The organism is Sulfolobus acidocaldarius SUSAZ (assembly GCA_000508305.1).
Classification (GTDB): Archaea; Thermoproteota; Thermoprotei_A; order Sulfolobales; family Sulfolobaceae; genus Sulfolobus; species Sulfolobus acidocaldarius_A.
Map to the genome: position 1 here is coordinate 1,767,983 of CP006977.1, position 13,022 is coordinate 1,781,004.

General features: G+C 36.6%; 14 protein-coding genes. 10 read left to right on the plus strand and 4 right to left on the minus strand.

What is annotated here, in order from left to right:
• The first annotated feature begins 150 nt into the window (after positions 1-150).
• The 4 genes from SUSAZ_09865 (at position 151) to SUSAZ_09880 (ending at position 4,272) form a co-directional block, all read left to right on the plus strand.
• A complete protein-coding gene (locus SUSAZ_09865) occupies positions 151-390 on the plus strand; it encodes a DNA polymerase II (protein AHC52174.1) in 240 nt (79 codons plus the stop codon).
• Positions 371-2,116: a DNA polymerase II gene (locus tag SUSAZ_09870; GenBank protein ID AHC52175.1), complete on the plus strand. Its 1,746-nt coding sequence runs from the start codon at positions 371-373 to the stop codon at positions 2,114-2,116. The genes SUSAZ_09865 and SUSAZ_09870 overlap by 20 nt, the downstream gene beginning before the upstream one ends.
• On the plus strand, positions 2,085-2,657 hold the full coding sequence (locus SUSAZ_09875; protein ID AHC52176.1) for a hypothetical protein: 573 nt from the start codon (positions 2,085-2,087) through the stop codon (positions 2,655-2,657). The genes SUSAZ_09870 and SUSAZ_09875 overlap by 32 nt, the downstream gene beginning before the upstream one ends.
• 1,279 nt (positions 2,658-3,936) lie before the next feature.
• A complete protein-coding gene (locus SUSAZ_09880) occupies positions 3,937-4,272 on the plus strand; it encodes a hypothetical protein (protein AHC52177.1) in 336 nt (111 codons plus the stop codon).
• 194 nt (positions 4,273-4,466) lie between these two features.
• Here the strand turns inward: SUSAZ_09880 and SUSAZ_09885 are convergent, their stop codons facing one another.
• Positions 4,467-5,834, minus strand: a complete 1,368-nt coding sequence (locus SUSAZ_09885) for a transposase (GenBank protein ID AHC52178.1) — start codon at positions 5,832-5,834, stop codon at positions 4,467-4,469.
• 423 nt (positions 5,835-6,257) lie between these two features.
• On the opposite strand from SUSAZ_09885, the gene SUSAZ_09890 reads away from it, so the two are divergent.
• The 3 genes from SUSAZ_09890 (at position 6,258) to SUSAZ_09900 (ending at position 8,075) form a co-directional block, all read left to right on the plus strand.
• On the plus strand, positions 6,258-6,428 hold the full coding sequence (locus SUSAZ_09890; protein ID AHC52633.1) for a hypothetical protein: 171 nt from the start codon (positions 6,258-6,260) through the stop codon (positions 6,426-6,428).
• A gap of 6 nt (positions 6,429-6,434) precedes the next feature.
• A complete protein-coding gene (locus SUSAZ_09895) occupies positions 6,435-6,731 on the plus strand; it encodes a hypothetical protein (GenBank protein AHC52634.1) in 297 nt (98 codons plus the stop codon).
• Between the two features lie 639 nt (positions 6,732-7,370).
• The gene (locus SUSAZ_09900; GenBank protein AHC52635.1) at positions 7,371-8,075 is read left to right on the plus strand and encodes a hypothetical protein; all 705 of its coding nucleotides are present in this window, start codon (positions 7,371-7,373) and stop codon (positions 8,073-8,075) included.
• Between the two features lie 104 nt (positions 8,076-8,179).
• On the opposite strand, the gene SUSAZ_09905 is transcribed toward SUSAZ_09900, so the two are convergent.
• The gene (locus SUSAZ_09905) at positions 8,180-8,821 is read right to left on the minus strand and encodes a 5-amino-6-(5-phosphoribosylamino)uracil reductase (protein ID AHC52179.1); all 642 of its coding nucleotides are present in this window, start codon (positions 8,819-8,821) and stop codon (positions 8,180-8,182) included.
• A gap of 51 nt (positions 8,822-8,872) precedes the next feature.
• A complete protein-coding gene (locus tag SUSAZ_09910; protein ID AHC52180.1) occupies positions 8,873-9,571 on the minus strand; it encodes a glycerophosphodiester phosphodiesterase in 699 nt (232 codons plus the stop codon).
• A 254-nt stretch (positions 9,572-9,825) separates the two neighbouring features.
• On the opposite strand from SUSAZ_09910, the gene SUSAZ_09915 reads away from it, so the two are divergent.
• Both SUSAZ_09915 and SUSAZ_09920 read left to right on the plus strand, forming a co-directional pair.
• Positions 9,826-10,176 carry a uroporphyrin-III C-methyltransferase gene (locus tag SUSAZ_09915; protein AHC52181.1) on the plus strand — a complete coding sequence of 117 codons (351 nt, stop codon included), beginning with the start codon at positions 9,826-9,828 and terminating at the stop codon, positions 10,174-10,176.
• Between the two features lie 11 nt (positions 10,177-10,187).
• Positions 10,188-10,808: an RNA polymerase sigma70 gene (locus SUSAZ_09920; protein ID AHC52182.1), complete on the plus strand. Its 621-nt coding sequence runs from the start codon at positions 10,188-10,190 to the stop codon at positions 10,806-10,808.
• A 120-nt stretch (positions 10,809-10,928) separates the two neighbouring features.
• On the opposite strand, the gene SUSAZ_09925 is transcribed toward SUSAZ_09920, so the two are convergent.
• Complete coding sequence (locus SUSAZ_09925) at positions 10,929-12,275, minus strand: glutamyl-tRNA amidotransferase subunit A (protein ID AHC52183.1); 1,347 nt, start codon at positions 12,273-12,275, stop codon at positions 10,929-10,931.
• A gap of 275 nt (positions 12,276-12,550) precedes the next feature.
• Between SUSAZ_09925 and SUSAZ_09930 the strand changes: the two genes are divergently transcribed.
• Positions 12,551-12,997 (plus strand): hypothetical protein, encoded by a 447-nt coding sequence (locus SUSAZ_09930; GenBank protein ID AHC52184.1) that lies wholly within the window; start codon positions 12,551-12,553, stop codon positions 12,995-12,997.
• Positions 12,998-13,022 lie beyond the last annotated feature (25 nt).

Consider the following 13,022-nt stretch of genomic DNA (forward strand, 5'->3'; position numbering starts at 1 on the left):
CTGAAGGAGAGAAGCTTTTATATTTTATAATGATAATACCTTAATAGTAATTTAGATCGTATTACTTTTTAAGTATTATACAAAAAGTTTAAAAGAATAATTTCGATTACCTCTCTAAAATCTTATTTGGTTAGTACTAGAGATTATCATATGGGTAGGACGCAACCATCATTTACCAGAGCAGTTGATGCAGAGTTAGCAAAGCTCCTCAGACTTAGTGAGAGAATTGGTTATCCGTGTTTCAGAGAGGTGATAGTAGAGGCTACGAAGAGGGTCAGGGATTTTCAGAGTGCTTTATACGATGAAGTGACAGACCCACAGGAGATTGTCTTTCTTGCGGTAATTTCTGTGTTAGCTGAAGGTGCTTGTAATGGAAGGATATCTCGTTGATGCATTACCATCTTACAACAGTGTAGTCCTAGTCTTAGATGGATTCAGAAAGGTGAAAGTGAGGACAACATTTCCTATTTACGTTATCACTGATAGACCTGAAATGATAGCCCAACACCCCTCAGTGGTAAATTATAATGAGGAAGTATGGAGGGACTTAGATGGCAGACAGATAAGGCTATACAGATTTGAGCTAACTGACATAAATGCGTATTATTACATAAAGAAGAGAGTTAAGACTGTAAATGAGTTACCCACTGTTATGTCGCAAGTCTTACATAGGCTAAATGCGTTACCATTTAGAAAGATCACTGTAGAGGAGAGTGGAAAAGAAAAGAGGAGTAGCGCAGAGAGGGTGGGTAACAGTAGTGCTAGGATAGAGCTCCACCCGGAGGAATTTCCAAAAGTATCCTTTGCAACAGTTACAAGTATTGACTGGTATGGACCATCGCCCTATGGTAAGAGATATGTTGCAAACATCAATGGGGAGGAAGAACAGGAGGGGAAGATAGATGATTTAGACCTGAAAGTTGATGTGGCTGAGTGTTTCGGCATTGCCTGTGACAAGGTTAAAGCCTCGGTGAAGATAAGGAGTAAGAAGGCACCAGTATCTATCAAGGGATTAATAGAGTGGTCTCTACTGAGTAAGACTTTGATAAGGGAGTTGGAGAATTCGACAATAGGTAAAGCCTTAACTACGAATGAGGCGTGGATTGCTTTCCAGAGAAAGGTCATCATACCAAATGTTGTTCCAAGGGTAGAAAAAATGAGAACATTGGATGAATTAAAGGCTGTGGATAAGGGTGGGCTAGTTATTTTTCCTAGAGTAGGTTGTTATAATAACGTATACCAAGTTGATTTCTCCTCCATGTATCCATCATTAATAGTTAAATACAATATATCTGCTGAGACAGTGGATAAGTGTAATGATGTGGAGACTGAAATAGGTCATATGATTTGCCTAAAGGAGAAGGGAATAGTGCCAGAAGCATTGGAGTGGTTAGTTAATAGAAAAGAGGAGTTAAAGAAAGTCGATAAGGAGAGAGCAGAGGCGATAAAGTGGATTCTTGTTGCCTCATTCGGTTACCTAGGGTATAGGAACTCTAAATTTGGTAAAATAGAGGCTTATGAGTTAGTTACATATTTTGCACGGAAGACATTAAGGAGAACAATAGACTTAGCTGGGGAACATGGGCTGGAGGTTTTACATGGAATTATAGACTCATTGATAGTTAGAGGAGATAGGATTAGGGAATTTATTGACCACACACAGCAAGTTACAGGGTTAAAACTGAAAGAAGAGAAAATGAAATGGGTAATCCTATTTAATGCTAAAGACGGAACCCCATATCCAATGAGGTATTTGGGAAAATTAGAGAACGGAGAGATGAAGGTTAAGGGGTTAATCAGGAAAAATATGCCAAACATTGTTAAGGAATTTCTTGAGGACGTGGTTGAGGTAACGGGTAAAGCTGACACATGTGAGCAGATTGATGTAGGTGAAATTGACGTTATTTACAGGAGATACAGACAACGGGTTGCTCATGCAGAACCAAAGGATTATGTATTATGGGTCAAGAGAAAACCTTATGTGAGGGGGGTAAGGGGATTTTATGACGCGAGGAAGGGTTATAAAGGAAGAGATGTCTTCTATTATCTAGACTATTTAGAGAGAAGTTATGAGGTGATACTCTCTGCTCTCAACGGGATTCTCGACCTTAGATAGGATAATACAAAGAGACGAGATAGTTGAGTTCTACTCTACAGACCACAATTTACTCTATGAGTTCTATCATAGGGTAATAGTCGTCTCCTCTCCCGTGAAAGTGATCATAGTAGGGGAAAGAGGAGGGCTAAATCCCTTACTAATAGAGAGATTTAAGAGAATATTTCAGAGAGACGGAGATATTTATATCAGAAGAGCATTTAAGGTAGAGGATGTTAGACCAACCATTGAGGAGATGGGAGACGAGTTTATACTAATTAACCCTTATCATCACGGTAAGAACTACACAGAGATTGTGGCAGGGATAAGAAAGACTAAGGGCAGAAAATTCTTGTTCAGTAGTATGGATAGAGAGGTTAATGGATCATTATTTGGCTCCCATTCTGTACACTCTATGATTAGACTTGAAAGAGGCGAAAGAGGATTTAAGGCTATAGTGGTCAAGAGTGTTATACTAAAAGAGGTGGAAATACCCTTCGGATACTGGGAAATTTTCGGCAAAGATGAGGGAGAGGGCTTAATGAAGTGGATTGTGACTTGATTTATAAGGAAAAAGTGATCTGTAAGTAAAGACGCTTCATAATTAGAGATGAATTAAACGTTTAGCTAAGTGTTTCCAGAGAAAAACCTCTCTCACATTAACCTAGTATAGTTCAGGTTTAAGTTAGCTTCTTCTAAATCAGACATATACACAGTAATTCACTTATTAGGTCTCTAAGCCCATCTTTACCTTTAAATAGACTAATTTTTATCAGTTTTCCTTAATAGTTACGTTAAATTAAAAGGAATATTTATGGTTACGAGATATAAACCAAGTTGAAAATTACTTTAATATTGATTTAAACGGAACCTTTGTTTAGTGGCTAAGTATTTCATAAAACCTTCTCCTAAAAACTCATTGAATATCACTTTGCGTCTCTAGAGAATTTTATATGAAATGCCATAATCAGTTATCCAGGGCTCAATCACCAATCTTGCCCTGCCCAGCGAAAATCATCATCAGTCTTGATTATAATAAAGTCTCTATTATAAGTCTTAATCTGATTAAGTTGTATTGAAATTTATAACTATGTAATTCTTCAGATGGGAATTTGTGTAAAATTTGACAATGAAGGTCTTATTATTACTGAAAGTAAAGTAATTGTCTGTCTGAAATACTTATTAAAAAATCAGGTTCCATGACGCAATATGACCTATGACAGTTCATTTAAGACTATGAACTTCCACTGTTCATAAACAGTTAAGCGTCGCTTCTTCGCCTAATCATTAGGAAAGTAAATAAGTATGAAGAACTTTTACGAGATTTATTTGATAAAGAGATACCACATATGTTTAAGTTTAAATAACTTTGACGTGAATTTAATTTTATGAGTAGTGACGTTGATGTTATAGTAGAAAAGATTATTAATAATCCTAGACTGTTAGATGCGATTTTTAACAGATTCTATGAGAGAGTTAAGGAAGAATTAATAATTAAGAGAATTGAGGAATTAGAAAAGAAAATTAGTGAACTCGTAAATAATAGTAATAGAATCTGGGAAAGCATAGAAAAACAAAGAGAAGAGACCAAAAGAATCTGGGAAAGCATACAAGCAACACAAAACGAAATAAAGACTCTACAAGAAGACAACAAGAAAATCTGGGAAAGCATAGAAAAACAAAGAGAAGAGACCAAAAGAATCTGGGAAAGCATACAAGCAACACAAAACGAAATAAAGGGGATTAGAGAGGAAAATACAAAAATATGGAAAGCAATTGAGAGAATGAATGTCTCCTTCTCTGCATTCACCTCTAGAAGCGGTCACTACATCGAGAGGACTATTATGAATTTGTATAAGGAGGCATTAGAATTGCACGGAATTGATTCCTCTAAAGTAACTCATGGCGTTATTGAGGATACTGAAGGGGTAGTTCATAAAGGTAGGAAGTATGAGATAGACTTCTATGAAACTAACGGCGTTATTTATCTATTCGAAATAAAGAATCATGCAGATGAAGGGGCAATAGAACAATTAGAGATCAGGGAGAAAATATTAAGCTCTATATATAAAAAACCAATAAAGAAATTTCTTGTAGCTAACTCAATAGAAAAAAGAATTAAGAGAAGAGCTGAGAGGATAGGGATCACCGTAATCGCTGGTATAGTAGTCGAATAAAATGCATTAGATACTTTGGTTATTGTGCCTTATGAGTGAGTACTCCTCATTTATGAATTTCAGGTTCTCTATTTAGTAAAAATTACATAAATAGGTTTTAAGGTAATCTTCGTCATAAACACACTCCCATTTCAGGCATAAAAACCTAAAATTAAAGCTTAAAGGCAACAGAGATTTCTGACCCACTCCCCGCCCTAAAGGGCGAGGATTCTGCTAGGGTCTAAGGCGTTACTCCCCTTTAAGGGAGATACTCCATTAGACGTAACAAGAAAGGAAAGAGGTTTTTTCAACACGTCAATAATCTTCTTCACGCCTAGTTTCATAATGTTCAACGCTCCGTTAACGTCACTATGAAGCTTATGGCCAAAAGGACAGTTTACCACCCCCCTAGGCCTTCTATCAACCTTAACCCCATGATAAGCACAGAAACGTGACGTATTATACTCAACAACTAGAAACGTCTTTATACCATATTCATAAAGCCTATTCACTACAGCGTCTATCAACTTACCATAAGACCATATGTTCACAGTAAACTTGTTACCCTTGTCCTGAGAGATGAAGTAAGGATAACCCAAATACACCGTTGAAACACCAAGATCCCACAAGGACTTAGCCAAGTGAGAGGCTAACGTTCTGTAATAATGAAGAAGCCTACGGTACAACTTTGCGAATAATCTTTTCCTTTCCCTCAACACTTCTTCCCTAGCTTTCCCTTCTTGAATCTTTTCAACCTCACTCCTCAACTTGTCAAGCTCGGCAATCTTCTTCTGAAAATAGAAGTAATCGCTCTTAATGAGAGAACCACGGTAAAAGAGTATTGTACCATCATTAACAACAACAGTAGCCAACATGTTTACACCAAGGTCAATTGAGGCTACCTTCTCGCCTTTGGGCTTCTCAACTTGAATCCTTTCTCTTTCGCCGTGAATGATAAGAGAGTCCTTCATTGGCTTACCACTCTTCTTTGCAGTTATTCTACCAACGTCAACGGGAATGTGGGCATAAAACTTGTTACCTTCAATGTGGATTTCTAGCCTACCTTGTGCACCAAACCACCTTAACCTACCTTCAAAGGGTATTTCAATTTTCCAATCCTTCAAAAAGAGAGTGTGTTTTTCCTCATCAACCTCATAGCGGTCTTGCCTAATGACTAGGATTAACTTCCTCTTTCCTCCCTCTTTCCAATAGCCTGGCACTGAAACGTGGTCCACGAATGGCGGTTTCTGTTTCAGTAACGAGAAGAAGGATGACCAAGCTTCGTTGTTCTTCTGTAGTACTGCTTGAGTGTTAACTCCTAGAACTTTCTTATACTTCTCGTAATACTTTTTCCACGTGTTCTTTAGGTCAACTTTCTTTTCTTGAAAGAATTGTTGCCTTCTTTCGTAGTTTACTTCATTCCACAGCTTAGCAGATGAGTCTGCCAACTTGCTCAATTTCCTCTGTTGATGCCCATTAGGGAAGAGCCTCATAACGACTGTTCTGACGCTTCCCTCTGGTATTGCGGGAGTAATCGGCTCCCGCTCCTCATCTTTAGGAAGTTCACCAGAAGGAAGCGTCATAAGGGGAAAATTGTTTTTATTGATTAAAAAATTTGGGTTTATTTTTATAGTAACTTACCCCGCCTTAAAAGGCGAGGTTTGTAATTCTTTTATCAATGTATTTCATCTATCCTTAATCCTAGTTATTTCTAAAACATAAGTTAAAGGCTAAATTAACGCTCTAAATCATGTAGAGAAAAATAAGGAAAAAAGAAAGGATAGACTAAATACAAGGGTAATTCATACATACGCCAAGATTAATTCGACATACTTAACTTTACAAATTCTGAGTGAATTCTTAATATATGAGTCTAAAACTTTGATGATTGCACTAGTGAAACCTTACATAATCAAGTAATTCATAAAATATTAAGCCGAACCTGAATGCTCCATAATTAACTTCATTGAAGTATTTTTGTAATAATATTAAGCTCTCTTTTCTTTATGGCTAAGATGCAGAAGAATTATATAAATTACCTATCAGTTTCTTATGTTAATATGACCACTGTAAACTTGGCTCAATCTAACCAGGAGATAGTTGAGTTGTTAGTGCCTGTTATAATCGGCTATATGTCGTTATTCATTTCATCTATTTACGTCTACAGAATTGGTTAGATTGTTTTGAAAAGAGACTCAACGTCACTCGTTTCAGCAATTATCTTCCTACTTAATCCCTTGATTATATTCTCTTTATTATATTCACCTAAAAATTATGGCTTTGTTTCTGTTGGATACTATCTAGTACAGCTGTTATACCTTATGTCGTATTATTATCTAGAAAAAGATTGGAAGAAATTTGTAGCCTTTACAGTAGCTCTGACTCTTACCTCTCCACTTTCTTATTTCCTATATAAAATAGAGGGAAAAGAGCTTCACCGTGAAAGTCAAAAAGCAAATCTGAAATTATCAAGGGGTTGAATAGATATAAAATAGTTAAAATCAAAGGAAGCCTTGAATTCCCATTATTTCCTAAAACGATATTGACTATCCTGTAAAGATATATGGAAGATAATGATATTACAACAGTTTGAATTATTGATAGAGTTAACCATGAAGGAAATAAATAGTAGATCGGTATAGCTAAGAAGAGTATTAAATAGGGATGAATAGCTAAACCGCTAAGGCACCAAATGATAAGAAGTTCACTGAGTCATAAAATATTTTTTCACCCGTAAATTGTAGAGTAAAACTCCTGCATAAACAACCCTAGGTCAAAGGCTCCGGATAAGAGGTCATAAAGTCTGATGAAGAATAGAAAGTTAACCAAAACCTTGAAGAATATTATTGCGACAAAGAGAACCATTACTCGACCTCTCAATGAAAATTTTAACCTCATTCTTAAAGATAGATTGTATGGGCTTCATTTAATAGTTTATCCTGATCTATTAGCTCATGTTTAGTGACCTGATATAAACTTCAGAAATTAAATATAACATAATTGTTAAATTTAGGATGTTATACGTAACTCAGATAAAAATACGAACTCACTACCTCCTATATATTGTGTAGGATTTATTTTTATACATGTATATTGAATATATTAAGTGGCGAAATTGATTGAAAAATTGTCAAAAATGTGGTTACTCCAACTCTGACGATGCAAAATATTGTGTAGCATGCGGATATCCTTTTCCTGAAACAGCTTCTGAGCAGCAAACACCTTTACAACCTCAACCTGCACCAGAATCACCTAAGAGACCATTTCCGCTGTTCAGGGTTATTGCGACAGTTGTAGCTATAGTAATTGTAATTGGTGTGGTAGCTATATTATTAAATACTAATTCCGTATTCAAATCCACTCCTAATTTTAGTGCTGCTGCGGATAACTCCTTTGGAGGAAACTGGATGACACAAAAGAATGAGTCTGGTGTAGCTCAAAGATCTAACAACTCCATAGTTATCACATACTTAAATGGCTCTACGACCTCTATACCCCTTTCTCAAATCTCAAATACCCCAGGTAACGGTATTCTGTTTACCGCAGCCAGTAAATTAGAGGTTTATGACTTAGTTAATGGGACTAACCAGATTGTCTTGGAGATATTTACATATAACTCAACTACTTCCATGTCCATGATAAATCCTCTTCTAACAAACGCTACAGCTTATTATACTGCCTACAATTACTCCAAAGGCACTTTCTATCTGAGTGAAGGTGAAGCGTTTACCACAAATGGTCTAAAATTATTTATTGTAGACTTTTACAATTTCATGCCCTCAGTAGAGAATGTTACTACTTTTCTCAATCAAATTGTAAGTTAAATCCTCTTTTTCTTAATATCAAGACTGACTTCCTCCCCGCCCTAAAGGGCGAGGCTTTCATTCTTTTGTAATATTTTTACATTCTCTGCGTCTTTACTGGTGTGTCATTTCAATTTACTATAAACTAAATGAACTTCATCTCCGCACTGGCATATCTTAGCGTCTACAAGTCTTAACCTAGGTGACTCATCTCCCTGAAAACCTTCTCCTTGAGCTAGACTCACCCCATTGCCAAATATCCTTGGTGAGACTGTAACCCTAATTTCGTCATACATGTTCTCTTGAATCATGCTCCAAATTAAATTACCTCCCCCTTCAATCATCAATCTTCTCACGTTGAAGCTTTCATAAAGGTCAGAGAATACATCACTTAACTCATTGAACCTCCTTACTATTACACCTCTTTTTGCAAGCTCATCCTGCTTACTCTTATTATCGCTTTTAGTATAAACCAGCGTCAACGGAGGAGTAGAGAATATTTTAAGTGATATATCTAGATTTAGACTTTTACTTACTATTACCCTTATAGGATCTTTGTCCTTTTTCTTAGCGTATTTCACTGTTAGGGAGGGGTTATCTACCCTCACTGTGTTTCCCCCCACCATAATCGCATCGACCTCAGCTCTGAGCTGATGTTGCCTTTGTTTATCTATTGGACAGCTCAGTTCACTATAACCTGTCTTAGATGCGAGCCTTCCGTCAATACTTATCGTAGAAAAGATAATAATGTAAGGTCTATTATTCATTTCGTATTCACTGGTAGATTTAAATCACAGGTAAAAAATATATTATCAAGTTTATGCGCTCTTCTTTCTCCCTTTAAATACTTCTATCATCTTCCTTGGGTTGTCCGTAGTTAAAGCATCAATTCCAATTCTTTCCAGTTTTCCGGCTTGATCTAAGTCATTTACTGTCCATGCATCAAGTTTTAAACCACTATGATGAGCAATTTTTACATCCTCTTCGGTTACAAGTTCATGATAAAATGCTAACCAGTCAGCCTTGACTTCCTTAGCAATTCCTAAAAACCAGTTTATCCTACCTACAAAAATTATCCCTGTTGAGATTTTTTCCTCTATTTCCTTCACCCTCTTAACGGAGTCAAAATCAAATGATATTACGTTTACATTATCAACTAGACCTCTCTCCCTTATTGCCTTTACAACTCTTTCCTCGATTGATGAGTAGAAAGCGCTCGACTTCTTGATCTCCACAACGTAGTTAAAATCACCTACTGTTTCTAATACTTCTTCAAGGGTGGGAACCTCGATCCCAGTAACTTTCCTTAACCTCTCTAATGCCAACTCACTAACTTGAACCATCTTACCGTTGATTAAAACAGCATCGTCATGGAAAACAATCACTTTATTATCACTGGATAAATGAACGTCTAGCTCGATTGCATCTACACCTAAATTTTTAGCTATTAAAAAAGACTGGATGGTGTTCTCCTTCGCCTCCAATGGAGCGCCCCTATGACCTATTATGAGCATAATAATTATTTGGTAGATGTAACATAAAAAAGTGTTAATATAGCAGTCTAGGGTTACTTTAGATACTGAAAAGTTCAGATTTGTTTACCTTGTAAACAATTCTTTTATAAGTCTCTCCTCAGATTATTTAATCCTGTCTTTTTGTATGCATTTTAATTTTGGAAGATTTTTTAATTGATATTTAAACTTCTTTATCTATTTTCCAACCCTAACTGTTAAGGTGTTGAACTTATTTCCAGTAACGTTTCCCCTGCATTATGATAAAAATAAAAAACGTTTATGATAAACCAGAGATTAGCGACGGGATTAGAATATTGATCGAGAGAACATGGCCAGCCTCCGTAACTAGAGGCTCTATCGATATGTGGCTTAGGGATCTTGCCCCATCTGAAGAATTAATAGCATGGTATAATTATGAACCACAAAAATGGGAGGAATTTAAGAGAAGATATTTAGAAGAGTTGAGGTATAATCCAAAAGTTAAACCTCTATTAATGATAGTTAAGTTGACTAACGTTGTAACATTTCTATACTCTGGTGACTCTGAACATAATAACGCAGTTGTGCTCAAAGAATACATAGAAAGTTTAATAAATAAGGAAAGTTAATATTAGAAGATATGGGTGCTGATGATGTAAAGAAACCTATGAGTGTCACATTTATTATAGAGAATCACCCTTGCTTAATTATGAAATTGTTTCAAGAACTTAACATAAGGGCAGAAATTAACAATGTAAAGATGAGGGAGAGTGTTACTGACCACATCGCAACCCTGAAGTTAACTGAAAAATTACTCAGGGAGTTGAGGGAAAGGAGATCAAAAACCTTAAGGATAAGCGAAAACAGTGTCTGGATTAGGACGGAAGGCTGTAAGGTGTGTAAAATCCTCTACCTGAGTGACGCTGTGGTTGAAAAAGTGAAAGTTGTAGGAAATAATGCAGTCATGTACAAACTCATTGTTCCAAATCTGCTCTCCTTGAAGAGTCTTATCGACGAGTTTACTAAGATAGGTGTAAAGGCTATAGTAGGTAGTACATCTGAGCTAGATGAAGAGCAACTGACGGAAAGGCAATTAGAGATATTGAAATTATCATATAAGATGGGTTTCTTTGATATTGAGAGGAGAATAACCATGACGGAACTAGCTGAAAAACTTGGGATAAAGGCTCCTACTTTAGAGGAGATATTGAGAAGAGCTTTAAGAAAGGCAGTTAAGTATTACCTAGATAAGAAGGGGTAAAAATTTTCAAGTCTAACTTCATGCAATCCCATGTGCTACAAATAATACCGTAGCTACAAATAGGCAACTTCCACTTTACGCAGTTTCAACTTCGCTTCTTCATTCGTATTACTATAGATCTTAAATCTGCGGTTTCATTTCATGCCAAGGAAACATCCTCTCATAATTCAATGATAATCTCAGTACTCCAAAGTCGTCATACGGTTTCCCAACAATCTGCATACCGACTGGTAGATTATTAACAAGACCTGCTGGAATACTTGAGGCTGGTTGACCGGTGAGGTTAAATGGGAATGAGAAGGGTGACCATTCTCCAAAGCCCACCCTCTGTCCGTTAATCTCATTGGGACCAATACCTTCTTCAATCTTAAACGCAACAACAGATACAGTTGGAGTAATCAGATAATCGTATTTCTGGAAAACATTAGACAATTTAGACCACAGTCTGTCTACCTCATTATCAACTTTTACATAATCGTGATAGGTGAGTTTCTCAAAGTACGGTAACAGGAAATTGAGATAAGGCTTGTATGTGACTTTTTTCCACTCCTCTAATTTATCGTAAATAAAGGTAGCAAATTCCACTGTAATCTTGGTCATTAAGGCTTTGTATAAGTTTGGGAGTTCGGGGTTTATCTCATCGATTACCTCTACACCTAGTTCCCTCAACCTGTAAACGGAGTTCTCGATAACTTTTTCCACTTTACTATCTACTACCCCATATCCCAGGTTCCTCGAATATGCAATCCTGAGTTTTTTCGCCTCGTTCCAATTTAGCTCTCCATCGAAGTTTATTTTAGGCACTGTTAACGACCTCCTATCCCTTAAGTCAGGTCCAGAAAGTACTCTCATTGTAAGTATAGCATCGCTCACATATCTCGTAATAGGACCATCCACGCTTATTCCTCGGAATGTGTTTGGTGGTGGATACTTAGGAATTACATGTGGTGATGGTTTGAAGCCAAATACTCCACAGAAGCTAGAGGGTATCCTTATTGACCCTCCTCCATCATTGCCTATAGAGATTGGGGAAAGACCCAAGGCTACTGCTGCTGCAGAACCTCCACTTGACCCTCCTGGGGTTCTTGATAGATCCCATGGATTTCTAGTTACACCAAAAAGGGGGTTATCTGTTATTCCCACAAGACCAAACTCAGGCATATTCGCTTTTCCTAGGACAAGAGCTCCAGCCTCTTTTAATCTCTCAGATATAATGGAGTCTTCATTTGGTACAAAGTCCTTGAATAATACACTCCCAAAGGTGGTCCTAACCCCCTTAGTTAAGATGTTGTCCTTAATTGTAACCGGGATACCATGGAGAGGTTTACATATTCCTTTTTTGGCTAAGGAGTCCATTTCTTTAGCTTCTGCAATTACCCTATCATTAAGCGTAACTATTGCATTCACTTTTGGGTTCAGCCTGTTTACTCTTTCCAGAAATTTAATGATTAATTCCTCAGAAGAAATTTCGCCACTACAGACTTTTTCCCTTAAGGAATGCACATTTTCCCAAAAAAGATCTTGCATAATTTCTAAAGGTTACTAAAATAAATAAACCTTATTTAGCACAATAGGGTCTACATTATGCATGAAATTCTATTTACACACGTGAATAATATTCCAGATGACTGTGATACTGTAAAGTTTCACATCTCGGTATTCTTTCCCTTGCAGGAAAGCTGTCATAAATGAAAATTGAAAGAAAAATTTAATATTAATGCTATACGTAATTTATAACGGATATGAAAGTAAACAAGAATAAATTAAAGATTAAGAGAGGTATGTCGGATTCTATTATTGCTCTAATTTTGACCATAATAGGTCTCATAGCAGTTATAGCTGTAGTATTATTCACTTATGGTCTAGCTGGTACAATTCCTAGACAAGAACCAGTAGAGGTTATAGGTAGTGGAACATTGACTGGTTATGGTGAGGTCTATAATTTGACAGTCACCTTGAAGAATTCAGGAACAAGTGATGTAAACATAACCAGTGTTTGGATAGCAAACATGAAGTTCGTACCCGTTAATCCACAAAGTTCAATTTTAAGAGCAGGGCAAACACAGACTATGACATTCGAAATAAAGAGTAATTCAAATGTAACATTTACCAAGCAGTCTGAGTACAGCGCTACAATATACTTTAATACTGGTTTAGGACTACCTGTAGTAGTTACCTACACTGGCTAGATTTTTAAAAGGTAAGTTGGAAGAG